This is a genomic window from Paracoccus marinaquae (assembly GCF_018860165.1).
In the GTDB taxonomy this organism is placed as follows: domain Bacteria; phylum Pseudomonadota; class Alphaproteobacteria; order Rhodobacterales; family Rhodobacteraceae; genus Paracoccus; species Paracoccus marinaquae.
In genome coordinates, this window is sequence record NZ_JAHKNG010000026.1 from 1 (window position 1) to 24,988 (window position 24,988).

Genomic DNA, 24,988 nt, shown 5'->3' on the forward strand with positions numbered 1-24,988 from the left:
CCACCAGGATCGCCCGGTCGGCGCCCATCGCAAGCGCGGTGCGCAGCGTCTCGGCCGCCTGCTTGACCCCGATCGAGACGGCGATGACCTCCTCGGCCACCCCCTTCTCCTTCAGACGGATCGCCTCTTCCACCGCAATCTCGTCAAACGGGTTCATCGACATCTTCACATTCGCAAGATCGACACCCGACCCGTCCGCTTTCACGCGGGCCTTCACGTTGTAGTCGATCACGCGCTTCACCGGCACGAGGACTTTCATGCGCCTCTCTCCCTTGTTTGCGTCATATGTCGGGGCTTTGTTAGCGGCAGGATTTGCCGCTTTACAATGAAAAAACGTCAAACGACGCTGCGTTCGCGGCAATTTCATGCCGCACCGCAGAGATGTCCGGCGCTAACGGCTGGCGCCGGGAACCCAGAGGATGTCCTCGCTGCCGCCGCCATTGGACTGGCGGGCGGCCACGAACAGCCAGTCGGACAGGCGGTTGAGATAGCGCACCGCCGCCGGGTTCACATCGCCGCCTGCCGCCAGTTCGGTCGCGCGGCGTTCCGCCCGGCGGGCGACGGTGCGCGACAGGTGCAGATGCGTGGCCAGGGCGGTGCCGCCGGGCAGGATGAAGCTGCGCAGCGGCTTCAGATCCGCGTTCATCTCGTCGATCTCGGCTTCCAGCCGCGTCACCTGCGAATCGATGATTCGCAGCACCGGATAGCCCGCCTGATCGTCGGCAGCCATGTCGGGACGCGACAGGTCGGCGCCCAGATCGAACAGGTCGTTCTGGATCGTCGACAGGCGTTCGGCCATCAGGTCGGCGGCATGCAGCCGGCAGAGGCCCAGCGTCGCGTTCAACTCGTCCACCGTTCCATAGGCCTCGACGCGGGGATCGTGTTTGGCGACGCGCGTGCCATCGGACAGGGCCGTGTCGCCCTTGTCGCCGGTGCGGGTATAGATCTTGTTCAGCACGACCATCAGCCGGACCTCATCCAGATGAACAGGAGAATCAGAACGATGGCCACGGCCTGTGCGATGATGCGCCAGCGCATCAGCCGGTTGCCATGTTTGCGGTTGAACTCGCCACCGCGCGCGAAGCCGCCGATCCCGGTGGCAAGGATCACCAGCACGATCAGCACCGCGAGAACGACGACATAGAACAGGGGTTGGTCTTGCATCGGTACCGCCTTTCGCGGGCGAGCCTAGCTGCGCCGGGCGAACCAGTCCAGAGCGCGGGTCGGCAGCAGCCGCCTGCCGACGGCCGACAGCCGGGTCGGCGTGGTGACATGATAGCGCGGGCGCGGGTTCGCCGCGGTCAAAGCCTGAAGGATCCGGTCGCTGACGGCTGCGGGCGGCAGTTCGAACCGGTCCTTGCCCGCAGGTCCGTAGAGCCGCTTCAACAGGCTGGCGCGGTATTGATCGGCCCGGGCGCTGGCCTGCCAGTTCACCCAGCGTTCGAAATGCGGGATGGCGTTGGCGCGGATCCGGCTGGTGATCGGGCCGGGCTCGATCAGGATCACCCGGACCCCGGTGCCCGCCATTTCCAGCCGCAGCACGTCGGTCAGCCCTTCGAGGGCGAATTTCGTTGCCACATAGGCGCCGCGCCAGGGGATGCCGACCAGACCGAGGACCGAACTGATATTGACGATCCGCCCGCCACGGGCACGGAAATGCGGGATCAGCCGCATGCTCAGGTCATGGGCGCCGAAGAGATTGGCCTCGAAGATCGCCCGCAGCGCGCCGCGCGGCAGATCCTCGACCGCGCCGGGCAGGGCGAAGGCCGCGTTGTTGACCAGCGCGTCCAGCGGCCCGCCGGCCAGCACCTGATCGACCAGCCGGGCCACGCTGTCGTCATCCGCCAGTTCGAGATGGCGGCATTCCATCCCCTCGGCGCGACGGGCGGCGATATCCTCGGGGCGGCGGCAGGTGGCGACGACCTGCCAGCCTTCGGCCTGCATCCGCCGCGCCGCGTCCAGCCCGATGCCCGATGAGCATCCGGTGATCAGAACCCGGCCCGCCATGTCAGTTTGGCGCCTCGGACGACAGGAACTGCCCCGAGATATAGCCGATGCGCCCGTCGATATCGCGGATATTGACCCAAGGGGTATCGGTCGGCCCCAGGGCCTCGACCGCCGCGCCGCCGTCCAGCGCCCCGATCACCCGGTCCCCGGTCGAGGGGCCGGCGCGGAAATTCACCCGGTTGCCGGTGACATAAAGGATCGGCCCCTGTGCGCCGGGCGGCGGTGGCGCAGGGGCATCCGGCGTCCGTCCCGCATGTTCGGGCGAGGGGCGCAGGGGCGGGCCGGGAAACCGCTGGACCTGTTCGGGGGTCTGGGTCGAGGCCTGCACCAGATCGGCGGGCGGGTCGGCCGCCGGGCTTTCCTGCGCCGCGGGTTCGGTCAGTATCGGCAGCAGACCACCGCCGCCGTCCGCGGGGCGCGACGCCTGGACCGTCGGCGGGCGGCTGGCCGCGCGCGGATCGCCCCGGCCAAAGACCGACAGCACCAGGAACAGTGCCGTCAGGGTAAGCGTCATCAGCAAGACCAGCCGTATCATCGCGTTGCCATAGTCCCTCGCAGGCCGCCTTTTCCCTGCTTAGCGGATCTGGCGGGACAACGCCAAGCAGCGGCCCTGCGTTCCGGGTGAAATTCCATCTGGACCGTCGCCGCGCCGCGCCCTATCCCATGGACATGTCCGACGATCAGCCTTCCGACCCCGAACAGAACACGCAGGCCGAACCGCTGAGCCGCGCCATCGGCGAGCGTTACCTGACCTATGCGCTGTCAACGATCATGAACCGGGCGCTGCCCGATGCGCGCGACGGCCTGAAGCCGGTGCATCGCCGCATCCTCTATGCGATGCGCGAGTTGCGGCTGTCACCGACCGGCGCCTTCCGCAAGTCCGCCAAGATCACCGGCGACGTGATGGGCAACTATCACCCGCATGGCGATGCCGCGATCTATGACGCGATGGCGCGCCTGGCGCAGGATTTCGCCATGCGCTATCCGCTGGTCGACGGGCAGGGCAATTTCGGCAATATCGACGGCGACAACCCCGCCGCCAGCCGTTACACCGAGGCGCGTCTGGCGCAGGCCTCCGAGGCGCTGATGGAGGGGCTGGCCGAGGATTCGGTCGATTTCCGCCCCAATTATGACGGCACGCTGACCGAACCCGTGGTCCTGCCCTCGGCCTTTCCGAACCTTCTGGCCAATGGCGCCTCGGGGATCGCGGTGGGCATGGCGACGAATATCCCGCCGCATAACCTGCACGAGGTGATCGATGCCTGCCTGCATCTGATCAAGACGCCCGAGGCACGCGACGACACCCTGGCCGGAATCATCCAGGGACCGGATTTTCCCACCGGCGGCGTCATCGTCGAAAGCCGCGACTCGATTGCTGAGACCTATCGCATCGGCCGCGGCGCCTTCCGCGTTCGGGCGAAATGGGAGCAGGAGGATCTGGGCCGCGGCCAGTGGCAGATCGTGGTCACGGAAATTCCCTATCAGGTCCAGAAGTCCAAGCTGATCGAACGGCTGGCCGAACTGATCCAGACCAAGAGGATCCCGATCCTGGCCGATGTCCGCGACGAATCGGCCGAGGATATCCGCATCGTGCTGGAGCCGCGCGCCCGCAACGTCGATCCCGAGCAGATGATGGCGGCGCTGTTCCGGGTCAGCGATCTGGAGGTGCGGTTCAGCCTGAACATGAACGTGCTGATTGACGGCCGTGTGCCCAAGGTCTGCTCGTTGAAAGAGGTTCTGCGTGCCTTCCTCGACCACCGCCGTGACGTTCTGGTCCGGCGCGCGAATTTCCGGCTGGACAAGATCGCCGCCCGGCTGGAGGTGCTGGAGGGCTATCTGGTCGCCTATCTCAACCTCGACCGGGTGATCGAGATCATCCGCTATGAGGACGATCCCAAGGCGGTGATGATGGCCGAGTTCGGCCTGTCCGATGTGCAGGTCGAGGCGATCCTGAACATGCGCCTGCGCGCCCTGCGCAAGCTGGAAGAGATCGAGCTGCGCGCCGAGCGCGACAGCCTGCTGGACGAGCGTGAGGGCCTGCAGGCGATGCTGGCCGATGAGGCCGCGCAATGGGGCCGGATCGCGGACCAGTTGAAGGAGGTTCGCAACCTCTTCGGCAAATCCACGCCCGAGGGCCAGCGCCGCACCGTCTTCACCGATGCCGCCGATGTCGAGCCGATCGACCTTGATGCGATGATCGAGCGTGAGCCGCTGACCGTGATCCTGTCGAAGATGGGCTGGATCCGGGCGATGAAGGGCCATCAGCCACTGGACGCGGAGCAGAAGTTCAAGGATGGCGACGGGCCGGGCCTCGCGCTGCATGCCGAGACGACCGACAAGCTGATGATCTTCGCCAGCAATGGTCGCTTCTACACGCTGCCGGCCAACAATCTGCCCGGCGGGCGCGGCATGGGCGAACCCCTGCGGCTGATGATCGACCTGCCCAACGAGGCCGAGGTGATCGCGCTTTTCCCCTGGCGCGAGGGCGAGAAATATCTGGTCGCCTCGAAGGCGGGCGACGGGTTCGTGGTCGCGGCGGGCGACATTCTGGCCCAGACCAAGACCGGCAAGCAGGTGCTGAACGGCGACGCGCTGCTGTGCAGGCTGGTCAGCGGCGACCATGTCGCGGTGGTGGGCGAGAACCGCAAGATGCTGGTCTTCCCGCTGACCGAACTGCCCGAGATGGCGCGCGGCAAGGGGGTCAGACTGCAGAAGTTCAAGGATGGCGGGCTGTCGGACGCGATCTGCCTGACGCTGGCCGAGGGACTCAGCTGGCCGATGGGCGGCGGCAAGACCCGCACCGAAAGCGATCTGACCGAATGGCTGAACAAGCGCGCCACCTCCGGGCGCATGGCGCCGCGTGGCTTTCCGCGCGACAACAGGTTCGCCTAGGCGCGGTGCCGTGCGCGGGGATTAACCACGAAGGCCCTGAGGCGTTTTCCTTCGCGTCCGGCCTGATTATTCTGGCAGGGGGGCAAGCTGCCGCGTGACATGATGAGGCGGCTTGCCTATACCGTGCGTAAGCCTGTGGTAAACGGTTGAACGGATGCAGATCGAACATACCGCCCTTGCCGGCGTCCTGATCGTCACGCCGGCGCGGCACGGCGACGAGCGCGGTTTCTTCTCGGAAAGCTGGAACCGCCGCAGCCTCGAAGCTGCCGGTGTGAACCTGCCCGAATTCGTGCAGGACAATCACTCCCTGTCGCGCCAGACCGGGACGCTGCGCGGGTTGCACTACCAGGCGCCGCCCCATGCACAGGGCAAGCTGGTCCGCTGCGGCCGCGGCCGGCTTTTCGATGTGGCCGTCGATGCCCGGCGCGGCAGCGCCACCTATGGCCAGTGGATCGGGGTCGAGCTGTCCTTCGAGAATGGCCGGCAGATCTGGATCCCGGCGGGTTTCCTGCACGGCTTCGTGACGCGCGAGCCCGAGACCGAGGTGATCTACAAATGCACCGCGCATTACGACCGTGCCAGCGACGGCGGCGTTCGCTGGGACAGCCTCGGGATCGATTGGGGGATCGCGGATCCGGTCCTGTCCGAAAAGGACCGCGCGGCCCCTGGCTTTGCCGAATGGACCACGCCTTTCAACGCGGATGGTGACGCATGAAGATACTTGTAACCGGCGGGGCGGGGTTCATCGGCTCGGCCGTGGTGCGGCTGGCGGTCGCGCGCGGGCATGAGGTGGTCAATCTGGACGCGCTGACCTATGCCGCCAATCTGGCCAATGTCGCACCGGTGGCCGACAGCGATCTCTATCGTTTCGAGCAGGCCGATATCCGCGATCGCGCCGCGCTGGACCGGATCTTTGCCACCCACCGGCCCGATGTGGTCATGCATCTGGCGGCCGAAAGTCATGTCGACCGGTCCATCGACGGCCCGTCGGCCTTTATCGAAACGAATGTGATCGGCACCTTCAACCTGCTGGAGGCGGCGCGTAGCCACTGGCTGTCCGAAGGCAGGCCCGCGGGCTTTCGCTTTCACCACATCTCGACCGACGAGGTGTTCGGCAGCCTCGGCGAGACCGGCCAGTTCACCGAGGACACGCCCTACGACCCGCGCAGCCCCTATTCGGCCAGCAAGGCCGGCTCGGATCACCTCGTGCGTGCCTGGCACGAGACCTATGGCCTGCCGGTCGTGCTGACCAACTGTTCCAACAATTACGGCCCCTATCATTTCCCCGAAAAGCTGGTGCCGGTGGTGATCCTGAAGGCGCTGGCCGGCGAGCCGATCCCGGTCTATGGCGACGGCGGCAATGTCCGCGACTGGCTTTATGTCGAGGATCATGCCGATGCGCTGCTGCTGGTGGTCGAGAAGGGCGAAATCGGCCGCAGCTACAATATCGGTGGCGAGAACGAGGCGCGGAATATCGACCTCGTGCGCACCATCTGCGCCCATATGGACGCGCTGCACCCCGAAGGCGCGCCGCATGCCGACCTGATCAGCTTCGTGCCCGACCGGCCCGGCCATGACCGCCGCTATGCCATCGACCCGGCACGGATCCGCGAGGAACTGGGCTGGCGCCCCTCGGTCACCGTCGAAGAGGGGCTGCGCCGCACGGTCGAATGGTATCTGGACAACCGCGAGTGGTGGCAGCCGCTGCTGTCGCGCGACGGCGTCGGCAAGCGGCTGGGAACCGGCTGATGCAGGGGCTACTGGTCTTTGGCCGGACCGGGCAGGTGGCGCGCGAACTGGCGCGGGTGGCGCCCGCTGCGCGCTGTCTGGGCCGCGACGCGGCCGATCTGAGCGACCCCGCGGCCTGCGCCGCGGCGCTGGCCCAGGCTCAGCCCCGGCTGGTCATCAACGCGGCCGCCTATACCGCCGTGGACCGCGCCGAAACCGAGGCCGGGACCGCGCGGCTGGTCAATGCCGAGGCCCCGGCGGCGATGGCGGCCGAGGCGGCGCGGCTGGGGGTGCCCTTCCTGCATGTCTCGACCGACTACGTCTTCGATGGCAGCGGTCAGGTGCCGTGGCGCGAGGCCGACCCGACCGGCCCGCTTGGTGTCTATGGTGCGACCAAGCTGGCGGGTGAGGAGGGGGTGATGGCCGCTGGCGGTCAGACGGCGGTGTTGCGCACCTCATGGGTATTTTCCGCCCATGGCGCCAATTTCGTGAAGACCATGCTGCGGCTGGGGCGCGAACGCGATCAGCTTGGCATCGTCGCCGATCAGATCGGCGGGCCGACCCCGGCGTCAGCCATCGCCGCCGCGCTGCTGGTGATGGGTCGCGCCATGCTGGCGGATCGCGACAAGGGCGGGATCTATCACTTCGCGGGCGCCCCCGATGCAAGCTGGGCCGATTTCGCGCGTGAGATATTTTCGCAGGCGGGCGTCTCCTGCGCGGTGCGGCCGATCGCGACGGCGGACTATCCGACCCCGGCGCGGCGGCCGGCCAATTCGCGGCTGGACTGCCGCCGCATCGCGGAAGATTTCGGCATCGACCGGCCCGACTGGCGCGCCGGGCTGGCAGAGGTTCTGAAGGAACTGGAGGACGCATGACTGAGCGCAAGGGCATCATTCTGGCAGGCGGCTCGGGCACGCGGCTCTATCCGATCACCATGGGCGTGTCGAAGCAGCTTCTGCCGCTTTATGACAAGCCGATGATCTACTACCCGATCACCGTGCTGATGCTGGCCGGTATCCGCGAGATCGCCATCATCACCACGCCCGAGGATCAGGCCCAGTTCCAGCGGCTGCTGGGCGATGGCGGCCAGTGGGGGCTGCGGTTCGAATGGATCGTCCAGCCCTCGCCCGACGGGTTGGCCCAGGCCTACCTGCTGGCCGAGGATTTTCTGGCCGGCGCGCCCTCGGCGATGGTTCTGGGCGACAATATCTTCTTCGGCCACGGCCTGCCGGTGCTGTTGAACGCGGCGGATGTGCGGCCCTCGGGCGGGACCGTCTTCGGCTATCGGGTCAGCGATCCCGAACGCTATGGCGTGGTCGATTTCGACGCCGATGGCCGGGCGCGCGCGATCATCGAGAAACCCGCCAGGCCGCCCTCGAACTATGCGGTGACGGGGCTTTATTTCCTGGACGGCACGGCGCCCCGGCGCGCCGCCGAGGTCAGACCGTCCGAGCGGGGCGAGCTGGAAATCACCACGCTTCTGGAAAGCTATCTGGCCGACGGCTCGCTGACCGTGGAAAAGATGGGCCGTGGCTTTGCCTGGCTGGATACCGGAACCCATGCCAGCCTGCTGGATGCGGGGAATTTCGTGCGCACGCTGGAAAACCGGCAGGGCCTGCAGACCGGCTGCCCGGAAGAGATCGCCTTCGAGGCGGGCTGGATCAGTGCCGACCAGCTGCGCGAGCGTGCCGGGAAATTCGCCAAGAACGACTATGGCGCCTATCTGTTGCGGGTACTGGCCGAGCGCGCCTGACGCAGGCGACCCGTCGCAGCCGCAAGGTAGAGTGCGGCCGTCCCGGCCCGCGTATGGCGATAAAGACCCAGGCCATGCATCCGTTTCGCCGCCAGTGGCGGCGACAGGTGCAGGGCCGCCTCAAAGCCCTGCAGAATGGCAAGGTTCTCTGGCGTCAGCAGATCGGTGACCGGCGACAGCGCCCGGATATTCGCCCCCAGCCAGGCACCGTAATCGCCCGCGAAAAGCTGGCCAAGTCGCCTCGCCATGGCGCCGGGGGTGTCGTTGCGGCCCATCTCGCTCTCATCGTGCTGGCGATACATCAGTGCCGGCCTCGGATCGTGAACAAGCCTCGCTCCGGCCCCGGAGGTCAGCTGATAGGCCCACCAGTCATGCGATTCGATCCCGGCCGCGCGGGCGGCGGGCACCGCCGCCTGCAGCAAGGCTGCCGCGGGCGCGTTGAACACCGAGGTATTACCGGCCATGCAGGCCTGAACCAGCGCGTTGCGAAATCCGAAAGGGCGCTGAAACCGGCGCGATTCCCCGGCCGGTTTCAGGTCGTGCCGCGCGATGATCGTCCGTGCCGCATAATGCGCGGGTCCCTCGATCCCCTCCAGCGCCGCGACGGCGCGGGCCAGCTTTTCGGGAAACCACATGTCGTCCTGATCGCAGAAGGCCAGCATCTGCCCCGCCGGGGCCTGCCCGATCAGGTGAAGGAAATTCCGCGTCGCCCCCTCGGCGGGTCCCTCGATCAGCCGCACCCGATCAGGGGGTTGCCGCGCCGCAAATTCGGTCACGATCTCGCGCGTCCCGTCCCGCGAGCCATCGTCGGAAACCAGAAGCCGCCAGTCAGGATGGGTTTGCCCGGCGATGCTGTCGAGCTGTGCCTGAATGAAGCGCGCACCCTGATAGCTGGCCAGCAGGATCGTCACGCAGGGCATGGCCTGCGTGGTCTCGTCGCCCCGGCGCGGCGTGATCCGCGACGAAAGGCTGTTCTGAGGTTGCCGGGACAAGGGGCGCTCCGTGCGAATCCTCCTGCTTCTGCCGCGTCCCGTCCCGATAGGCAATGTGGTGATGGCGCGCCGCAGGGGTCGGCCGGCAGATCGCCTATCCCGCCTGCCGCGCGATATCCTCGATCAGCACCCGCGACACAGGAAGTGCTGTCGCCTCGCGCACGGCGCGCAAAAGCTGTTCGCGCAGGACCCGGGTGCTGGCTTCGGCGGTGAAGTTCCCGTCGAAGCCACCGGTATTCGCCTGGATCATCAGCTGCCGCAGCAGGGCGTCGCGCAGGCGGTGTTCCTGCTGCTTCATCGCCTCCAGCTGATCTTCGGTCGTCTCGATGCTGAGCGTCAGGATCATGACCGCGCCCATATCGCCATTGCGCATCAGCGGAACGAAGAACTGCGCCGGAAAGGTGAACCAGGCCGCGCTGCCGGTTTCGGCTTGCTGGGTGTCCGGGGGCCCGGCGTCGCCGGGGTCCGGCTCGGACTTCGGGTCGTGGCCCTCGGATGCGCCGGAGGCTGCGACCTCGCTGGCGGCCTCATCGGCGGGCCGCAGAAACTCGCCGCCGGCGATGCCGCCGACAAGGGCCAGAACGGGCAGGATCAGGGTCAGGATTTTCTTCATGCGTCGCGACCTCAGTAGGGGAGCAGGATATCGCCGACCTGCTGGCCATAGCGCGGTTGCTGGACATCGGTGATCTGGCCGCGCCCGCCATACGAGATACGGGCACCGGCGATCCGGTCATATTCGACCTGGTTATCGCCGTCGATGTCGCCCGGGCGCACGAATCCTGCCACGGTCAGTTCGCGAAGCTCGAAATTGACCCGCACCTCCTGGGTGCCCTCGATCTGCAGCACGCCGTTGGGCAGCCGGTCGATGACCGTGGCTGCCACCCGCAGCGTCAGCTTGTCGCGGCGGGAAATATTGCCACTGCCCTTGTAGGTGGAGGAGGAGGACATATCCACCAGCGGGTCGACGCTTGCCCCCTCGGGCAAGCGTTCGGCCAGACGCTGCGGGATGCCCAGCATCTGCGGCATGCTGAATTCATCACCCGCGCTGCGGGCCCGGTCGGAACTGTTGCTGATCTCGGCGCGGTCGTCGATCTCGATCACCACGGTCAGGATGTCGCCACGCCTCGAGGCGCGCCGGTACTGCATCAGCGACGAGGTGGTTCCGGCCCAGAGCGATGCGGCGGCTTCCGGACGGCCGGAATCGACGGGGATTTCCAGCGGCGGATTGATCATGGCAACGAATTCCTCGCTGTTGCGGGGCGAGGTCAGATCCGGCGGCTGCCCGATATTGGCCACGCGCGAACAGGCGCCGAGGGCAAGTGCGATGCAAAGCAGATATGCGGGTTTCATGGCAGAGTCCTCGTTCCGGCCGTGGCGTCAGTCGTTGATCAGCAGGCTTCCATCGGGCTGGACGCGCGCGGTGACCGTATTGCGGGAACCGACATTCATCACCCGGATCAGTTCCCCGGCGGCGCCATCGTCCAGGGCGCGCCCCTCGGTCTCGATCCGCAGCGCCGCGCGATGGAACGACAGCCGCACGATCTGGTTGCGGGACACGAGCCTTGGTGGCCGCAGCAGGTTGGCATGGATCGGGCGCCCCTCGTAGATCGTGATCCGCGTTTGCAGCCCGATCGCTTGGGAGGGATCGGTGAGGCCGGGCCGGTCGCTGTTCTCGGCGCGCAGATCGGCTGCCGTGATCACCGTGCCGGCCGGCAAGGTCCGTGCCGCCGCCAGAACGCCGGCCAGCGCCAGCGAAGGAAAAAGCGCCATCACCAGCGCAAGGATGATCCGGTTCATCAGCGCACCTGCGTCGTGGCGCCAAGCATCTGGTCGGCGGCGGTGATGACCTTGGCGTTCAGTTCATAGCCGCGCTGAGCCTTGATGAGTTCGGTGATCTCGCGCACGGCATCGACCGAGCTTTCTTCCAGATAGCCCTGCCGCAGGGTGCCCAGCCCCTCCTGTCCGGGGGTGTCGACCTGCGCGGCCCCCGAGGCCGCCGTTTCCAGAAACAGGTTCGAGCCGATCGCCTCGAGGCCCTTTTCGTTGGTAAAGCCCGCCAGCGTGAACTGCCCCAGCATTTCCGGCTCGACCCGGTCGCTGAAATAGGCATAGATCTCGCCATCCGCGCTGATCGAGATCGACCGGGCATCTTCGGGAATGGTGACGCCGGGCACCACCGGATAGCCGTCCGAGGTGACGATCAGACCGTCTGCCGAGCGTTTCAGCCCGCCGTCGCGGGTATAGCCCGAAAGGCCCGAGGGCAGCGTCACTTCCAGATATCCGTCGCCGTCGATGGCCACGTCCAGATCGCCCCCGGTCTGCGAGAGCGAGCCCTGCTGAAGGTTGATGCTGACCGCACTGGGGCGCACGCCGAGGCCAAGCTGGATACCGGCCGGGATCACCGTGCCATCGGCCGCGCTGACCGTGCCGGGGCGCGTGGCCTGCTGATAGTGCAGGTCGGCGAATTCGGCGCGGCGGGCGTTGTAGCCGGTCGTCGACATGTTGGCGAGGTTGTTCGAGATCACCTCGACCCGGGTCTGCTGCGCACTCATTCCGGTGGCGGCGATTTGCAGGGCTCTCATGGCATATCCTCTCAGCGTGTCATGGCAGTGATGGCGGCGCGGATGCGCTGATCCTCGCGGTCCAGAAAGGACTGGCCCAGTTCATAGGCGCGCTGGACCTCGATCATGCGGGTGATCTCGAAGACCGGATCGACATTCGATTCCTCGAGATAGCCCTGGCGGATACTTGGGAACTCGACTGGTTCGGGATCGCCGTCCAGCGAGAATCCGGTGCCGCCCTGATGGCTCAGCCGGGCTCCCTCGGGCGCGTCGAAAACGCCGATGCGCCCGAAGCTTACGCCATTGGCCGACAGGGTGCCGTCGGCGCCGACGGCAACGCGGCTGGCGCCGGCCGGAATGATGATCGGCGCCTGCCCCTCATCCAGCAGGCGGTGGCCGTCGGCGGTCATCAACTCGCCTTCGGGCGAAGGCAGGAAGGCGCCGGCGCGGGTCAGGCGCAGCCCCTCGGGCGTGTCGACCAGGAAGAAGCCGTCGCCGTCGATGGCCAGATCGAAATTGCCGCCGGTCTGGGTCAGGCCACCCTGACCCAGATCGACCAGCCGGCCGCGGGCATGGGCCATGGAAAGGGTGTCGCCTTGCCGATCCAGGGCCGAGAGATGCTCGGCGAAGACGACCCCTTCGCGGCGAAATCCCGTCGTGTTCGCATTGGCGATGTTGTTGGCGACGATGCGCATTTCATTCATCAGCCCGGATTGACGGGTCAGCGTGGCATAGATGGCGTTGTCCATGGCTCAGCTTCCGGCGATCAGCGGGATGATCTGGCCGAGATAGAAATCGGACAGGGCGGTGGTCATGAAACTCATCGTGACCCAGAACACGACCAGCATCAGCCCGACCTTCGGCACGAAGGTCAGGGTCATCTCCTGCACCGAGGTCAGGGCCTGGAACAGGCCGATGACGACCCCGGCGACCAGCGCGACACCCAGCATCGGGGCCGAGATGCGGACCGAGATCAGCAGCGCCTGGCGCAGCATGTCAAAGAGCAATGTCTCGTTCATGGGGCGATCTCAGACCGGCATCCGCAGGATTTCCTGATAGGCCTCGACGACCTTGTCGCGGATCGCCACCACCGTCTCGAGGGCCAGCTCGGCTTCGGCGATGGTCTGGACCAACTGATGCGTCTCGGTCTTGCCGGTCATCGCGCCGGTCGAGACGGCATCGACCTGGGCCATCTGGGCGGTGAATTCCTCGGCCGCCTCGCCGATCTTCTGGATCGGGGTGGGACCGGCCGGGGCACCCGGCTGGACCGCGCTGCGGGCGGCGGAATAGGCGTTCGCGGCGTTGATACTGGTGAACATGGAAAATCCTTTCAGCGACGCAGAAGTTCCAGAAGGGACGCGCCCATCTGTCGGGTCTGTTCGAACATCTTCAGATTGGCTTCGTAACTGCGGCCGGCCTCGCGGGAATCGGCGATCTCGACCACCAGGTTGACGTTCGAGCCGAGGTAATAGCCCTCGTCATCGGCCATCGGATGCGCGGGATCGTAGATGCGCGGCAATTCCGTGCGATCGAGGATCGTCGGCGAGGCTTCGACCTCGCCCGTGGCGCGCCCGAAGCGGATGGCCTCGTCGAAGGTGACCAGCTTGCGGCGATAGCCGGGGGTGTCGGTATTGGCGATGTTCTCGGCGGTGCGGCGCAGTCTTTCGCTTTGCGCCTGCATGCCGGAAGCCGAGAGCCGGAGCGGAGAGACGGGATCGGTCATGGAATGTTCCTTCAACTGCGGCGGCCGATGCTGGTGCGCATCAGGTCCAGTGCCGAACGATAGATGCCGAGCGAGAGGTCATGGCCGCGCTTGAGTTCCGCCGCCTTCAGCATCTCGGCCTCAAGTGAGACCGAGTTTCCGTTGGGCGACACGCCACCCTCGGCGCTCAGCCGCCGGGCGGCGCCTGGCGACCAGTCCGGCGTGGCGAGATGGCGGGGATCGGTGGTGCGCAAGGGGCCAAGCCCGTCGCGGCTGCGATAGCTGTCCTCGAAGCTTTCGAGGTCCTGCGCCTTGTAGTCCGGGGTGTCCGCATTCGCGATATTGCGCGCGACGATGGCCTGCCTCTGGGCGACATGATCGCCCATGGAGCGGGCCATCCGAATCATTTCGATCTTCTCAAACATGAGGCTTCTCCTCACTGGCGATAGCCGCCTTGTAAGGTCAAATGGTTGAGATTCGGTTTAGCGGGCCGGGTCAGGCCGGGATGCGACGATATTCTGTCAGGATGCAGGTCGGGTCCGCCTCGCGCAGGGTCTGCCTGTCGGTCTCGCGCCACTCGGTCGGGGCGATCTGCGGAAAGAACGTATCGGCGCCGTCGATCCGAAGCCCGACGGTCGACAGCAGGATCCGGTCGGCCTGCGGCAGCATCTGCCGATAGATGTCACCGCCGCCGATGCAATAGATGCGATCATTGCCGGCGGCGCGTGCCAGCCCGACCGCCTCATCGAAGCCAGTGAAGACGACCCCATCGGCGGGGGGGCGTTTCTGCCGGCTGATGACGATGTTCAGGCGGTTCGGCAGTGGCCTGCGCGGCAGGCTGTCCCAGGTCTTGCGGCCCATGATCACCGCTCCGCCCGTCGTCTCGCGCCGGAAGAAGGCGAAATCCTCGGGGACGTGCCAGGGGATCGTATTGTCCCGGCCGATGGCGCCGGCCAGATCCTGGGCCGCGATCAGCGTCAGCATGGCGGATCAGACCGCCACCGGGGCCTTGATGGCCGGGTGCGGATCGTATCCTTCGATCACGAAATCCTCGTAGCGGAACCCGGCCAGATCCGAGACCGGCCTTGCGATCTTCAGATGCGGCAGCGGGCGCGGCTTGCGCGACAGCTGGATGCGGACCTGATCGACATGGTTGCTGTAGATATGGGCGTCGCCGATGGTGTGGACGAAATCGCCGGGCGCATAGCCGGTCACATGGGCGATCATATGCGTCAGCAGGGCATAGCTGGCGATGTTGAAGGGAACGCCCAGGAACATGTCGCCCGAACGCTGGTAAAGCTGCAGATGCAGACGGCCGCCGAGGATCCGGACCTGCCACAGCGTGTGGCAGGGGGGCAGGGCCATTGCCTTCATCTGCAGCGGATTCCAGCCCGAGACGATCAGGCGGCGGCTGTCCGGGGTGGTGCGGATCGCCTCGATCAGCGCGCGGATCTGGTCCGCCTCGGGCGGGGCTTCCGCGCCCGGCTCGGTTCCGAAGCGGCGCCATTGATGGCCATAGACCGGCCCCAGATCGCCATGTTCGTCGGCCCATTCGTCCCAGATGGTGACGCCATGCTCGCGCAGATAGCCGACATTGGTGTCACCCGAGAGGAACCACAGCAATTCGTGGATGATCGAGCGCAGATGCAGCTTCTTGGTGGTGACCAGCGGAAAGCCCTGCGACAGGTCGAAACGCATCTGCATGCCGAAACAGGACCGGGTTCCGGTGCCGGTCCGGTCGGTCGAGATCTCGCCCTGTTCCATGACATGGGCAAGGGCATCCAGATATTGTTTCACGAATTGCTCTCCCCCGATCGGCCCCGCTTTGGCTGGCGGCAAGGTTTCATAAAACCGCGCCGGGTTACAGCAGGAAGTCGCGCAAAAGCACCGATTCGCCGTCGAGCAGGACGATGCGCAGATCGGCGCGACCATCGCCATCCAGATCCGCGACGACATGCAGATCGTCGTCCTGATCGACGACGCGAACCAGCCCCCCGGTCAGCCGCCCGCCGCCGAACCTGACCGCGTCGAAATCGAAATGACGCAGGTCCAGCCGATCCTCGCCCGAGGTGAAGTCGGTGATCTGGTCGACGATCGATTGCGGCGATAACTCGTCACGGCGGAAGATGAAGACGTCGGCGCCCTGACCGCCCCTCAGCCTGTCGCCTCCGGCGCCGCCCCACAGGGTGTCGGCGCCGATCTCGCCCAGAAGATGGTCCGCCCCCGCCCCTCCGTTCAGCCGGTCGTTGCCCGGGCCACCGATCAGCAGGTCATTGCCCGGATCGCCGATCAGGCGGTCGTTTCCGGCGCCGCCGAGAAGCCGGTCATTGCCGAGGCGGCCGAACAGGGTGTCGTTGCCCGCCCCTCCGGTCAGGCGGTTTGCCACCCAGTTGCCCGTGACCACATCATTGCCGCGCCCGGCATCGACATCCTCGATCACCGTCCCATAGGCGATCCCCAGTGTCCCGACCGCTCCAAGCACGTCCGAAAAGGCACCCGGAGCGAGGTTGATGCGCTGATTGTAACCGTCCCTCGACAGGTTCAGCCGGTCGTGGCCGCCGGGATCGTAGATCGTGACCAGCGCCGGAAGGTCGTAGCCGCCAGTGTCCAGCATGTCGCCGAACAGTTTGTAGATCCCCTTGGCGGTGCCGTTGAAGCCATAGACATCGGGGCCCAGCCCGACATTCGCCGGCTTTCCATAAAGCTGGTGAATGGCCAGAATGTCGGACGGCATCGGCGTCAGCACGAAGCCATAGCTGGCCGAGACATGCGGGTTCTCATATGGCGCGAAATAGGACATCACCGACATCTGCCAGCTGTCCAGGGCAAATTTCTGGTCGCCCCAGCTTGCCCGGCCGTTATAGGGGCCGGCATGGCCAAGCCCCAGGGCGTGGCCGATCTCGTGGATCCAGGTCTGGGTATAGTAGCCGACCACCTCGTTGCCATAGGCGTTCAGCCAGTCCCGGCCGACATTGACCACGGCCGAGATCCGTTCGCCATCTGCGGCGTGATAGCTGTAGGAATAGGCGCCGCGATCGGAATCCGTCAGCCGCAGGTCGTGACTGCCGGCACGACCGCCGAGATCGAATTTCAGCCCGGTGATGCTGGTCCAGGCGTCAAGCGCGATCTTGACGATGCGCCGGTCCGCACCGCCCGAGAAATCCAGAAAGACCTTGAGCGTGTCGCCGGCGCGCTTGTCGAAAGGACCGGCAACATAACCCCGGTCGGCATAGAAGCCGCGGGTCAGATAGTTGGCGATGCTCGAGGCGGAAGCCAGGGTCACGGCAGAAAACCTGAATGCTCAGACGGATGCGGGTTGCCGGGGGCAGTGTCGACCGATCGGCCGGACGGGGCAAGCGGATCGGTCAATCTTTCGATATCGGTTTGGCGGGGCACTCATACCAGCGGCCCTGTGGACTTGACCGTCTGGCCATAGCTCCGCGCGCCGAAGATGGCCGAGCCGACGCGCACATGGGTCGCGCCCTCGGCGATTGCCGCCTCGAAATCGGCGCTCATCCCCATCGACAGCAGCGCAAGGCCGTTCTCGTCGGCCAGTCGCCGCAGCAGCCTGAAATGCGGCACCGGATCCTCGTCCTCGGGGGGGATGCACATCAGCCCCTCGGGGCTCAGCCCCAGGTCGCGGCACGAGACCAGAAAGCCCGGCAGTTCATCGGCCAGGATACCGGCCTTTTGCGGCTCATCGCCGGTATTGACCTGCACGAACAGTTGCGGCGACCTTCCCTGTTCGGCAACCTGATGTGCCAGCTTGCGGGCCAGCGAAATCCGATCCAGCGTGTGGATGGCGTCGAACAACTCGACCGCGGCCTTGGCCTTGTTCGACTGCAACGGCCCGATCATGTGCAACTCGACGCCGTCGAAACGCTCGCGCCAGCCGGGCCATTTGCCCTGCGCCTCCTGCACGTAATTCTCGCCGAAGACCCGCTGCCCGGCGCCCAGCACGGCTTCGATCCGGTCGGCGGGCTGCACCTTGCTGACCGCGATCAGCGTCACCGATCCGGCCGCGCGTCCGGCGGCCCGTTCTGCCGCGGCGATGCGGCCTCTGATGTCATCCAGTCCCATGGCGCGACCAAACAAAAAGAAAAGAGCGGGCGCAAGGCCCGCTCTTCCGGATTTTCAGGGATCGTTTCGATCAGAAGTCGAAGCGAACACCCAGGTCGGCCGTGTACAGCTCGTCATAGCCGCGCTGGATCGAACCCGACAGGCGGGCGCCGCCCAGATCGTAGTTGGCGCCGAGACCGAAGGAGGTGTCGGTTTCGTTTTCGGCGATGCCGTCAACCAGAACCACGTCGGAAGCGTCGTTCCAGGCGACGTAGCCGTTGATGGTGGTCAGACCGAAGGTGTAGTCGCCATACAGCGTCCAGGTATCGCCGAGGTTGAGGCTGAGGTTGCGGACAGTCGTACCATCGTCAACGTCGTGGCTGAAGTCGCCGTTGTCGTTGTAGTTCAGGCCGACATGGGCAACGTCGTTGTAGTTGTAGCGCGCACCGACGAAGAACTGGTCGTTGTCCTTGATGCCGGCACCATCCCAGACAGCGGCGGCCGCCAGCTCGATGTTGTTCCAGGTGTAATCAGCCGAAATGCCGATTTCCTTTTCGAACAGGCTGTTCTTGTTCACCTGATCCGGGTTGATGACCGAGCCGCGAACGACCAGATCGCCCATGGTGTAGGAGGCGAAGACACCCATGTAGTCCTGCAGGCGCAGACGCTCTTCCTGCTCGGCGGTCAGGGTGTGGGTCGGATAGCCGTCGGTGTTGTAGGCGAAGAACAGGCCGCGCGGGTCACCGAACGAACGGTCGTAGACGCCGATTTCCGGATCATAGATCAGGCCGACCGAGTCGAAGGCGGTGTTCGAGTTACCGATCTCGACGCGGAACCCCTGCGTGGTCATGTAGATGTAGCCCGGCGCGAGGGTGGTCGCGGCGTCGCCCTGGTCCCACTGGACGCGGATCCGGCCACCGAAGTCGATGCCCTGATCGGTCGAGGTCGAGGCGTCGACGTTCATGCGCAGACGCGACTGGACGATGGTGTCGTTGGTGCCTTCACCGTCGATGCCATCTTCCTGGTACAGAAGACCGGTGCGGCCATAGCCCGAGATGGTCACGTCGGCGGCGGCGATGCCAGCGGTCAGGACCAGTGCGGTCGAGGCAATAAGAGCCTTTTTCATGGTAGTGTTCCCTCTTGATCTCTCTGATGCCCAGAACGGAAACCCGCTATGGGTATGGAATGTATTTCCTCCTTCTGCCCCGGGGATGCAACGAAATCGCCGACCGGCCCGGCCTTTCATCAATGCTGTGATGCACAAGGGCCACACATCGTCGCCGGGCCGGAGGGTGCCGGGGCAGGGCCGGCCCGGCGGTTGCCGCCAAGGCGCTTGTGGCGGCAAGGCGATCCGCGCTAAAGCTGCCACTGACGCGAAAACCCGGGGGACTGCATGAAGACCGCACGCGCCGCGCGCCTGATCATCGCAACGACGCTTTGCGCCGGATTGGCCGCCTGTGGCGGCAACGGGAGCGGCGAGAACGTCCAGCAGCTTGAAGGCGACATGCGGCCGGGCGTCCGCCAGTCGACGATCTGGGACGTCTTCGCCAACAACGAGAATCCGAACTATACCGTCGCGGTCAACAAATACCTGTGGAATGCCAGCCTCGAGGTGCTGAACTTCCTGCCGATCCAGTCGGTCGATCCCTTCACAGGCGTGATCGTCACCGGCTATGGCACACCGCCGGGCGGCGGGCGTTCCTACCGCGCGACCATCAAGATCAGCGATCCTGCGCTGGATGCGCGCAGTCTCAGGCTGTCGCTGCAGGGCGCGGGCGGTGCGGCCATCGCGCCGGGCACGGTGCGCGCGGTCGAGGATGCGATCCTGACCCGGGCCCGTCAGCTGCGGATTCAGGACGGCCGGCTCTGAGATCACCCGGCGGCTGGACCTGACCTCGCAGGCCCTATAGATCCTGCGGCCAGAGAATGACGCCCGAGGTTCGACATGCCCTATGATCCCTCCAGCAGCGAAGCCCGGTGGCAGCAGGCCTGGGCCGATGCCGGCAGCTTCACCGCCACCCGCGACGAACGGCCGAAATATTACGTGCTGGAGATGTTCCCCTATCCGTCGGGGCGGATCCATATGGGGCATGTGCGCAACTACACCATGGGCGACGTGGTGGCGCGGTTCAAGCGCGCGCAGGGGTTCAGCGTGCTGCATCCGATGGGCTGGGACGCCTTCGGCATGCCGGCCGAGAATGCCGCGATGGAGCAGGGCGGGCATCCGCGTGACTGGACCTATGGCAATATTGCAACAATGCGTGACCAGTTGCGACCGCTGGGCCTGTCGATCGACTGGTCGCGCGAATTCGCCACCTGCGACGACGACTATGTGGCGCAGCAGCAGGCGCTGTTTCTGGATTTCCTCGAGGCCGGGCTGATCACCCGCAAATCGGCGCAGGTGAACTGGGATCCGGTCGACATGACCGTTCTGGCGAACGAGCAGGTGATTGACGGCAAGGGCTGGCGTTCCGGCGCCCCGGTCGAGCGGCGCGAACTGACGCAATGGTTCTTTCGCATCTCGGATTATTCCGAGGAACTTTTGTCGGCGCTGGACGGGCTGACCGGCTGGCCCGACAAGGTGCGGCTGATGCAAGCCAACTGGATCGGCAAGTCGCGCGGGCTGCAATTCCGCTTTGACACCGTCGATGCACCCGAGGAATTCGCGCAGATCGAGGTTTATACGACCCGCCCCGACACGCTGCGGGGGGCCTCTTTCGTGGCCCTGTCGCCGGATCATCCGCTGGTCCGGGCGCTGGCGGCGGCGGATCCGGCCGTTGCCGATTTCGTCGAGGAATGCCGCCGCATCGGCACCACCGAAGAGGCGATCGAGACCGCGCCCAAGATGGGCTTCGACACCGGGCTGAAGGTTCGCCACCCTCTGGACCCGGACTGGCACCTGCCGATCTGGATCGCCAATTTCGTGCTGATGGATTACGGCACCGGCGCGATCTTCGGCTCGCCCGCCCATGACGAGCGTGACCATGAATTCGCCACCAAGTACGGGTTGCCGATTCCGGCGACCTTTGGCGAGGCCGGCATGACGCTGGAACAGGCCGATGCGCTGGTCTCGACGGCCCCCTTCGTGCCGCTGAAATCCGAGACCGTGACCTATGTGCGCGGTTTTGCCGGCGCCGCCGATCAGACCGGCGAGGCGGCGGTCGATGCCGCGATTGCCCATGCCGAGGCGGCGGGCTATGGCGAGGGCGTCACCAAGTTCCGCCTGCGCGACTGGGGCATCTCGCGGCAGCGCTATTGGGGCTGCCCGATTCCGGTAGTGCATTGCGATACATGCGGCACCGTGCCCGAGGCCAAGCAGAACCTGCCGGTCCTGTTGCCGCAGGATGTCACGTTCGACGTGCCCGGCAACCCGCTGGACCGGCATCCGACATGGCGGCAGACCGCCTGCCCGAACTGCGGCGGCGCGGCGCGGCGCGAGACCGACACGATGGACACCTTTGTTGATTCGTCCTGGTATTACGCGCGGTTCACCTCGCCCCACGCGGCGACGCCGACGGATCGCGCGGATGCCGATTACTGGATGAATGTGGACCAGTATATCGGCGGGATTGAACACGCGATCCTGCATCTGCTCTATTCCCGCTTTTTCGCCCGCGCGATGGTCGCGACCGGGCATCTGCCGGACACCGCGAAAGAGCCCTTTGATGCGCTGTTCACGCAGGGCATGGTCACGCATGAGATCTACATGACCCGCGATGACCGGGACCGCCCGGTCTATCACCTGCCCGAGGATGTGACCGAGGGACGGCTGGCCGATGGAACGGAGGTCGAGATCGTTCCTTCGGCCAAGATGTCGAAGTCCAAGAAGAATGTTGTCGACCCGGTGAATATCGTCGCCAGCTTCGGCGCCGATACCGCGCGCTGGTTCATGCTGTCGGACAGCCCGCCCGAACGCGACGTGGAATGGACCGCCGCCGGGGCCGAGGCTGCGAACAAGTTCCTTGCCCGGGTCTGGCGTCTTGCCGATGAAAACCCGGAGGGCGGCGACGATCCCGACCTGACCCGCGCGGCGCATCGCGCCATCGCCGAGGTGACGAAATCCATCGAGGGCTTTGCCTTCAACAAGGCGGTGGCGAAGATTTACGAACTGGCCAATGCCATCGCCAGGTCGAAGGCCGGGGGTGATTCGCGCAAGGCGGTGCTGCGGATCATCGCGCAATTGATGGCGCCGATGGTCCCGCATCTGGCCGAGGAGGTCTGGGCCAGGGCCGGGGGTGAGGGAATGGCCGTCGATGCGCCCTGGCCCAAGGCGGATCCGTCGATGCTGGAGGATGGCACGGTGGTGCTGCCGATCCAGATCAACGGCAAGCGCCGGGCCGAGATCAGCGTCGCCAAGGACATGCCCAAGGACCAGATCGAGGCGCTGGTGATGGCCGATGAGACGGTGCTGCGATTCCTTGACGGGGCCGCACCGAAGAAACTGATTGTCGTGCCCGGGCGAATCGTCAATGTCGTCGCCTGAGCGCCTGCCGCGCCGCGCAGCCCTTCTGGGGCTGCTTGCGGTTTCGGCCTGCGGGCTGAGCCCGGTCTACGGCCCCGAGGGCAAGGCCGCGCAGCTGTTCGGCAGGGTCCGGCCGCGCGATCCGGTGACCTATGAGGATTTCGTCTTCAACCGGCGGCTGGCCGAGCGGTTGGGGCCCGAGGATGCCGCCGCCTTCGATCTGGACTATCGGATCAGCGTCGGCGTGGTGCCGCAGGCGATCACCCAGGATCAGGTGACCACCCGCTATTCGCTGAACGGAACCGCCGATTTCGCCCTGTCCGACGACTCGGGACGGGTTTTGGCGCAGGGGCGGGTCAGCAATTTTTCGTCCTTCTCCACCACCGGCACCAGCATCGCCACCCTCGCGGCCGAGGGCGATGCCCGCGAACGATTGTCGCGGATGCTGGCCGATCAGGTGGTGACGCGATTGCTGGCGGCCTCGGCGCAGTTGCCGGGATGAACCTGAAGGGTGCCGAGATCGCCCGCTATCTGGCGCGGCCCGATCCGTCCCGCCCGGCGCTTCTGATCCATGGTCAGGACGCCATGCGCGTGGCGCTGAAGCGGACCGAGGCGGTCAAGGCGCTGACCGGCAAACAGGCCGAGGAAGAGATGCGGCTGACGCGGCTGGCCGGGGCCGGGCTGAAGAAGGATCCGGCCGCGCTGATGGATGCGATCAAGGAGGTCGGCTTCTTTCCCGGCCCCCGCGTCGTGCTGGTCGAGGATACGCCCGATTCGGCCGCGGATGCGGTCGGCTCGGCGCTCGGCGCCTGGCAGCCGGGCGATGCGGTGATCGTGGTGACGGCCGGCGGGCTTTCCAAATCCTCGGCGCTGCGCAAGCTGTTCGAGGCGCACAAGCAGGCGGTGGCGGCGCCGATCTATGACGACCCGCCCGGCGAGGACGAGATTCGGCGCTGGCTCGAGGCCGCCGGTCTGCGCGAGATCCCGCGCGATGCGATGCGCGACCTGATGGTTCTGGCCCGGGCGCTGGATCCGGGCGACCTGCGCCAGACGATCGAGAAGATCGGGCTCTACAAATATGGCGATGACAGCCCGCTGACGCCCGCCGAGGTGGCGCTGATGGCACCGGCGACGATCGAGGCCGATCTGGACGAGTTGCTGCACGCCGTGGCCGAAGGCCGTTCGGACGAGTTCGGTCCGCTGATGCGCCGGATCGAGGGGCAGGGCACCTCGCCGGTGACGCTGGCGATCAGCGCGCTGCGGCATTTCCGGGCGCTGCATCTGGCCGCCGCCGATCCGCAGGGGCCGGGGGCGGGGCTGTCGCGGATGCGGCCGCCGGTCTTCGGCCCGCGCCGCGACCGCATGGCCCGGCAGGCGCAAAGCTGGGGCGTGGGACCGCTGGAAGAGGCGGTACATGCGCTGCTGGACACCGATCTGGCGCTGCGCAGTTCAACCCGCGCGCCGCAGATGGCGCTGGTCGAGCGGGCGCTGATCCGGCTGGCGATGCTGTCGCGGGGGCGGCGGTGAATGAGGCGGTTGACGCGCTGGTGATCGGCGCGGGCCCGGCCGGGCTGATGGCGGCCGAGATGCTGGCCGGGGCCGGACGGCGCGTCGTCGTGGCCGAGGCGATGCCGACCCCGGCGCGTAAGTTCCTGATGGCCGGCAAGTCGGGGCTGAACCTGACCAAGACCGAGCCGGCGCAGGATTTCGCCCGCCATTTCCACTGTGGCGCAGGGGCCGGCCTGCCCCCGGACCCGGCGGGGTATTTCGGCGCGGGCGATGGGGCCTTCGGTCCTGCCGAGGTGATGGCATGGGCGCGGGGACTGGGCGTTGATCTGTTCGTGGGCTCGACCGGACGGGTCTTTCCGGTGGGCATGAAGGCCTCGCCGCTGCTGCGGGCCTGGCTGGCGCGGCTGCGCGGCGCCGGGGTCGAGTTGCGCAACCGCTGGCGCTGGGTCGGGATCGATGACGGGTTCTGCTTTCAGACGCCGGACGGTATCCGGCGGCTGAGCCCCGCCGTGACGGTGCTGGCCTTGGGCGGCGCCAGCTGGCCGCGGTTGGGGTCCGACGCCGGCTGGGTGCCGATGCTGCGCGCGGCGGGGGTTGAGATCAACGATTTCCGGCCGGCGAATATGGGCTTTCGTGTCAACTGGTCGGCGCCGATGGCACGGCATTTCGGAGCCGCCGTGAAGGGGGTGGCGATCCATGCCGGCGGCCGGGTCAGCCGCGGCGAATGGGTGATCTCGGCCACGGGAATCGAGGGCGGCGGCGTCTATGAGGTCTCGGCGCCGATCCGCGATGGCGCCCCGGCCATGGTCGATCTGGTGCCGGATCAGGACGAGGCGGCGCTGATCCGGCGCTTTGATCGCCCGCGCGGCAGCCTGTCGGTCGGCAACTGGCTGCGGCGGGTGCTGGGTGATCCGGTCAGGGTGGCGCTGCTGCTGGAATGGGGCCGTCCGCTGCCCGAGACGGCGGCGGGCTGGGCGGCGCGGGCGAAGGCTCTGCCCCTGCGCCACGATGGTCCGATGGATATCGCCCGGGCGATTTCATCGGCGGGCGGCATCTGCTGGCGGGCCGTCACCGTCGATCAGGAATTGCGGACCCTGCCGGGGGTATTCGTCGCCGGTGAGATGCTGGACTGGGAGGCGCCGACCGGCGGCTATCTGCTGACCGGATGCCTGACCCAGGGCCGGCGCGCGGGGCTTGCGGCGGCGGCGCGGGCCGGTGTTGCCGGATCGCAACGGGTGCCGTGATCGCGGCCTTGTCATGAAGGGCAGGGCCTCGCCGGCCTATAATCGCGGCATGGGAGGAAACCGCTCGACGAAAGAAAAG

30 protein-coding genes are annotated in these 24,988 nt (G+C 66.5%); 10 read left to right on the forward strand and 20 right to left on the reverse strand.

The features are described from left to right. From KNW02_RS13705 to KNW02_RS13725, 5 genes are all read right to left on the reverse strand, one after another. Positions 1 to 259 (reverse strand): electron transfer flavoprotein subunit beta/FixA family protein (locus KNW02_RS13705; RefSeq protein WP_431356759.1); only part of this gene is annotated, 259 nt, incomplete at its 3' end. A gap of 132 nt (positions 260 to 391) precedes the next feature. Continuing rightward, the gene (locus tag KNW02_RS13710; protein ID WP_216033847.1) at positions 392 to 964 is read right to left on the reverse strand and encodes a cob(I)yrinic acid a,c-diamide adenosyltransferase; all 573 of its coding nucleotides are present in this window, start codon (positions 962 to 964) and stop codon (positions 392 to 394) included. Then, positions 964 to 1,164, reverse strand: a complete 201-nt coding sequence (locus tag KNW02_RS13715) for a twin transmembrane helix small protein (RefSeq protein WP_216033848.1) — start codon at positions 1,162 to 1,164, stop codon at positions 964 to 966. The genes KNW02_RS13710 and KNW02_RS13715 overlap by 1 nt, the downstream gene beginning before the upstream one ends. Before the next feature lie 24 nt (positions 1,165 to 1,188). Continuing rightward, positions 1,189 to 2,007: an SDR family NAD(P)-dependent oxidoreductase gene (locus KNW02_RS13720; protein ID WP_216033849.1), complete on the reverse strand. Its 819-nt coding sequence runs from the start codon at positions 2,005 to 2,007 to the stop codon at positions 1,189 to 1,191. Position 2,008: 1 nt separating this feature from the next. Then, positions 2,009 to 2,521, reverse strand: coding sequence for an SH3 domain-containing protein (locus KNW02_RS13725; protein ID WP_216033850.1), 513 nt, complete (start codon positions 2,519 to 2,521; stop codon positions 2,009 to 2,011). A 155-nt stretch (positions 2,522 to 2,676) separates the two neighbouring features. Between KNW02_RS13725 and parC the strand changes: the two genes are divergently transcribed. From parC to rfbA, 5 genes are all read left to right on the forward strand, one after another. Further along, a complete protein-coding gene (gene parC, locus KNW02_RS13730) occupies positions 2,677 to 4,899 on the forward strand; it encodes a DNA topoisomerase IV subunit A (RefSeq protein ID WP_216033900.1) in 2,223 nt (740 codons plus the stop codon). A gap of 154 nt (positions 4,900 to 5,053) precedes the next feature. Then, entirely contained in the window at positions 5,054 to 5,614 is a 561-nt protein-coding gene (gene rfbC, locus KNW02_RS13735; RefSeq protein WP_216033851.1) for a dTDP-4-dehydrorhamnose 3,5-epimerase, read from the forward strand. Continuing rightward, entirely contained in the window at positions 5,611 to 6,648 is a 1,038-nt protein-coding gene (rfbB, locus tag KNW02_RS13740; protein WP_216033852.1) for a dTDP-glucose 4,6-dehydratase, read from the forward strand. The genes rfbC and rfbB overlap by 4 nt, the downstream gene beginning before the upstream one ends. Next, a complete protein-coding gene (gene rfbD / locus KNW02_RS13745; RefSeq protein ID WP_216033853.1) occupies positions 6,648 to 7,502 on the forward strand; it encodes a dTDP-4-dehydrorhamnose reductase in 855 nt (284 codons plus the stop codon). The genes rfbB and rfbD overlap by 1 nt, the downstream gene beginning before the upstream one ends. Beyond that, the gene (rfbA, locus tag KNW02_RS13750) at positions 7,499 to 8,380 is read left to right on the forward strand and encodes a glucose-1-phosphate thymidylyltransferase RfbA (protein WP_216033854.1); all 882 of its coding nucleotides are present in this window, start codon (positions 7,499 to 7,501) and stop codon (positions 8,378 to 8,380) included. Before rfbD ends, rfbA begins: the two co-directional genes overlap by 4 nt. Here rfbA and KNW02_RS13755 read toward each other — a convergent pair. From KNW02_RS13755 to KNW02_RS13825, 15 genes are all read right to left on the reverse strand, one after another. Next, a complete protein-coding gene (locus KNW02_RS13755) occupies positions 8,347 to 9,372 on the reverse strand; it encodes a glycosyltransferase (RefSeq protein ID WP_216033855.1) in 1,026 nt (341 codons plus the stop codon). The genes rfbA and KNW02_RS13755 overlap by 34 nt on opposite strands. A 94-nt stretch (positions 9,373 to 9,466) precedes the next feature. Then, on the reverse strand, positions 9,467 to 9,985 hold the full coding sequence (locus tag KNW02_RS13760) for a hypothetical protein (RefSeq protein WP_216033856.1): 519 nt from the start codon (positions 9,983 to 9,985) through the stop codon (positions 9,467 to 9,469). An 11-nt stretch (positions 9,986 to 9,996) separates the two neighbouring features. Continuing rightward, positions 9,997 to 10,722 carry a flagellar basal body L-ring protein FlgH gene (gene flgH, locus KNW02_RS13765; RefSeq protein WP_216033857.1) on the reverse strand — a complete coding sequence of 242 codons (726 nt, stop codon included), beginning with the start codon at positions 10,720 to 10,722 and terminating at the stop codon, positions 9,997 to 9,999. Positions 10,723 to 10,749: 27 nt separating this feature from the next. Further along, positions 10,750 to 11,169 carry a flagellar basal body P-ring formation chaperone FlgA gene (gene flgA, locus KNW02_RS13770; RefSeq protein ID WP_216033858.1) on the reverse strand — a complete coding sequence of 140 codons (420 nt, stop codon included), beginning with the start codon at positions 11,167 to 11,169 and terminating at the stop codon, positions 10,750 to 10,752. Beyond that, positions 11,169 to 11,954 (reverse strand): flagellar basal-body rod protein FlgG, encoded by a 786-nt coding sequence (flgG, locus tag KNW02_RS13775; RefSeq protein ID WP_216033859.1) that lies wholly within the window; start codon positions 11,952 to 11,954, stop codon positions 11,169 to 11,171. Before flgG ends, flgA begins: the two co-directional genes overlap by 1 nt. A gap of 11 nt (positions 11,955 to 11,965) precedes the next feature. Next, a complete protein-coding gene (locus KNW02_RS13780) occupies positions 11,966 to 12,682 on the reverse strand; it encodes a flagellar hook-basal body complex protein (RefSeq protein WP_216033860.1) in 717 nt (238 codons plus the stop codon). Positions 12,683 to 12,685: 3 nt separating this feature from the next. Then, positions 12,686 to 12,952, reverse strand: coding sequence for a flagellar biosynthetic protein FliQ (locus KNW02_RS13785; protein WP_216033861.1), 267 nt, complete (start codon positions 12,950 to 12,952; stop codon positions 12,686 to 12,688). 9 nt (positions 12,953 to 12,961) lie between these two features. Then, positions 12,962 to 13,252 (reverse strand): flagellar hook-basal body complex protein FliE, encoded by a 291-nt coding sequence (fliE, locus tag KNW02_RS13790; RefSeq protein WP_216033862.1) that lies wholly within the window; start codon positions 13,250 to 13,252, stop codon positions 12,962 to 12,964. A gap of 11 nt (positions 13,253 to 13,263) precedes the next feature. Then, entirely contained in the window at positions 13,264 to 13,656 is a 393-nt protein-coding gene (flgC, locus tag KNW02_RS13795; RefSeq protein WP_216033863.1) for a flagellar basal body rod protein FlgC, read from the reverse strand. Between the two features lie 11 nt (positions 13,657 to 13,667). After that, positions 13,668 to 14,060: a FlgB family protein gene (locus tag KNW02_RS13800; RefSeq protein WP_216033864.1), complete on the reverse strand. Its 393-nt coding sequence runs from the start codon at positions 14,058 to 14,060 to the stop codon at positions 13,668 to 13,670. Between the two features lie 70 nt (positions 14,061 to 14,130). Beyond that, positions 14,131 to 14,619 (reverse strand): dihydrofolate reductase, encoded by a 489-nt coding sequence (locus KNW02_RS13805; protein WP_216033865.1) that lies wholly within the window; start codon positions 14,617 to 14,619, stop codon positions 14,131 to 14,133. A gap of 6 nt (positions 14,620 to 14,625) precedes the next feature. Further along, positions 14,626 to 15,432, reverse strand: a complete 807-nt coding sequence (locus KNW02_RS13810) for a thymidylate synthase (RefSeq protein WP_348524733.1) — start codon at positions 15,430 to 15,432, stop codon at positions 14,626 to 14,628. 64 nt (positions 15,433 to 15,496) lie between these two features. Continuing rightward, positions 15,497 to 16,918, reverse strand: a complete 1,422-nt coding sequence (locus KNW02_RS13815; RefSeq protein WP_216033866.1) for a M10 family metallopeptidase — start codon at positions 16,916 to 16,918, stop codon at positions 15,497 to 15,499. 113 nt (positions 16,919 to 17,031) lie between these two features. Further along, a complete protein-coding gene (locus tag KNW02_RS13820; RefSeq protein ID WP_216033867.1) occupies positions 17,032 to 17,715 on the reverse strand; it encodes a YggS family pyridoxal phosphate-dependent enzyme in 684 nt (227 codons plus the stop codon). 70 nt (positions 17,716 to 17,785) lie between these two features. Next, a complete protein-coding gene (locus KNW02_RS13825) occupies positions 17,786 to 18,820 on the reverse strand; it encodes a porin (protein ID WP_216033868.1) in 1,035 nt (344 codons plus the stop codon). Positions 18,821 to 19,087: 267 nt separating this feature from the next. Between KNW02_RS13825 and KNW02_RS13830 the strand changes: the two genes are divergently transcribed. From KNW02_RS13830 to KNW02_RS13850, 5 genes are all read left to right on the forward strand, one after another. Then, positions 19,088 to 19,564 (forward strand): DUF3576 domain-containing protein, encoded by a 477-nt coding sequence (locus KNW02_RS13830; RefSeq protein ID WP_216033869.1) that lies wholly within the window; start codon positions 19,088 to 19,090, stop codon positions 19,562 to 19,564. Between the two features lie 75 nt (positions 19,565 to 19,639). Then, positions 19,640 to 22,177, forward strand: a complete 2,538-nt coding sequence (leuS, locus tag KNW02_RS13835) for a leucine--tRNA ligase (protein WP_216033870.1) — start codon at positions 19,640 to 19,642, stop codon at positions 22,175 to 22,177. After that, positions 22,164 to 22,658 carry an LPS assembly lipoprotein LptE gene (lptE, locus tag KNW02_RS13840; protein WP_216033871.1) on the forward strand — a complete coding sequence of 165 codons (495 nt, stop codon included), beginning with the start codon at positions 22,164 to 22,166 and terminating at the stop codon, positions 22,656 to 22,658. The genes leuS and lptE overlap by 14 nt, the downstream gene beginning before the upstream one ends. Next, entirely contained in the window at positions 22,655 to 23,683 is a 1,029-nt protein-coding gene (holA, locus tag KNW02_RS13845; RefSeq protein ID WP_216033872.1) for a DNA polymerase III subunit delta, read from the forward strand. The genes lptE and holA overlap by 4 nt, the downstream gene beginning before the upstream one ends. Next, a complete protein-coding gene (locus tag KNW02_RS13850) occupies positions 23,680 to 24,909 on the forward strand; it encodes a BaiN/RdsA family NAD(P)/FAD-dependent oxidoreductase (RefSeq protein WP_216033873.1) in 1,230 nt (409 codons plus the stop codon). Before holA ends, KNW02_RS13850 begins: the two co-directional genes overlap by 4 nt. Positions 24,910 to 24,988 lie beyond the last annotated feature (79 nt).

Excerpts from the sequence above, each read along its gene's own strand:
- KNW02_RS13710 (WP_216033847.1), bottom strand. The coding sequence starts at position 964 with ATGGTCGTGCTGAACAAGATCTATACCCGCACCGGCGACAAGGGCGAC.
- KNW02_RS13715 (WP_216033848.1), bottom strand. The coding sequence starts at position 1,164 with ATGCAAGACCAACCCCTGTTCTATGTCGTCGTTCTCGCGGTGCTGATC.
- KNW02_RS13720 (WP_216033849.1), bottom strand. The coding sequence starts at position 2,007 with ATGGCGGGCCGGGTTCTGATCACCGGATGCTCATCGGGCATCGGGCTG.
- KNW02_RS13725 (WP_216033850.1), bottom strand. The coding sequence starts at position 2,521 with ATGACGCTTACCCTGACGGCACTGTTCCTGGTGCTGTCGGTCTTTGGC.
- parC (WP_216033900.1), top strand. The coding sequence starts at position 2,677 with ATGTCCGACGATCAGCCTTCCGACCCCGAACAGAACACGCAGGCCGAA.
- rfbC (WP_216033851.1), top strand. The coding sequence starts at position 5,054 with ATGCAGATCGAACATACCGCCCTTGCCGGCGTCCTGATCGTCACGCCG.
- rfbB (WP_216033852.1), top strand. The coding sequence starts at position 5,611 with ATGAAGATACTTGTAACCGGCGGGGCGGGGTTCATCGGCTCGGCCGTG.
- rfbD (WP_216033853.1), top strand. The coding sequence starts at position 6,648 with ATGCAGGGGCTACTGGTCTTTGGCCGGACCGGGCAGGTGGCGCGCGAA.
- rfbA (WP_216033854.1), top strand. The coding sequence starts at position 7,499 with ATGACTGAGCGCAAGGGCATCATTCTGGCAGGCGGCTCGGGCACGCGG.
- KNW02_RS13760 (WP_216033856.1), bottom strand. The coding sequence starts at position 9,985 with ATGAAGAAAATCCTGACCCTGATCCTGCCCGTTCTGGCCCTTGTCGGC.
- flgH (WP_216033857.1), bottom strand. The coding sequence starts at position 10,722 with ATGAAACCCGCATATCTGCTTTGCATCGCACTTGCCCTCGGCGCCTGT.
- flgA (WP_216033858.1), bottom strand. The coding sequence starts at position 11,169 with ATGAACCGGATCATCCTTGCGCTGGTGATGGCGCTTTTTCCTTCGCTG.
- flgG (WP_216033859.1), bottom strand. The coding sequence starts at position 11,954 with ATGAGAGCCCTGCAAATCGCCGCCACCGGAATGAGTGCGCAGCAGACC.
- KNW02_RS13780 (WP_216033860.1), bottom strand. The coding sequence starts at position 12,682 with ATGGACAACGCCATCTATGCCACGCTGACCCGTCAATCCGGGCTGATG.
- KNW02_RS13785 (WP_216033861.1), bottom strand. The coding sequence starts at position 12,952 with ATGAACGAGACATTGCTCTTTGACATGCTGCGCCAGGCGCTGCTGATC.
- fliE (WP_216033862.1), bottom strand. The coding sequence starts at position 13,252 with ATGTTCACCAGTATCAACGCCGCGAACGCCTATTCCGCCGCCCGCAGC.
- flgC (WP_216033863.1), bottom strand. The coding sequence starts at position 13,656 with ATGACCGATCCCGTCTCTCCGCTCCGGCTCTCGGCTTCCGGCATGCAG.
- KNW02_RS13800 (WP_216033864.1), bottom strand. The coding sequence starts at position 14,060 with ATGTTTGAGAAGATCGAAATGATTCGGATGGCCCGCTCCATGGGCGAT.
- KNW02_RS13805 (WP_216033865.1), bottom strand. The coding sequence starts at position 14,619 with ATGCTGACGCTGATCGCGGCCCAGGATCTGGCCGGCGCCATCGGCCGG.
- KNW02_RS13820 (WP_216033867.1), bottom strand. The coding sequence starts at position 17,715 with ATGGGACTGGATGACATCAGAGGCCGCATCGCCGCGGCAGAACGGGCC.
- KNW02_RS13825 (WP_216033868.1), bottom strand. The coding sequence starts at position 18,820 with ATGAAAAAGGCTCTTATTGCCTCGACCGCACTGGTCCTGACCGCTGGC.
- KNW02_RS13830 (WP_216033869.1), top strand. The coding sequence starts at position 19,088 with ATGAAGACCGCACGCGCCGCGCGCCTGATCATCGCAACGACGCTTTGC.
- leuS (WP_216033870.1), top strand. The coding sequence starts at position 19,640 with ATGCCCTATGATCCCTCCAGCAGCGAAGCCCGGTGGCAGCAGGCCTGG.
- lptE (WP_216033871.1), top strand. The coding sequence starts at position 22,164 with ATGTCGTCGCCTGAGCGCCTGCCGCGCCGCGCAGCCCTTCTGGGGCTG.
- holA (WP_216033872.1), top strand. The coding sequence starts at position 22,655 with ATGAACCTGAAGGGTGCCGAGATCGCCCGCTATCTGGCGCGGCCCGAT.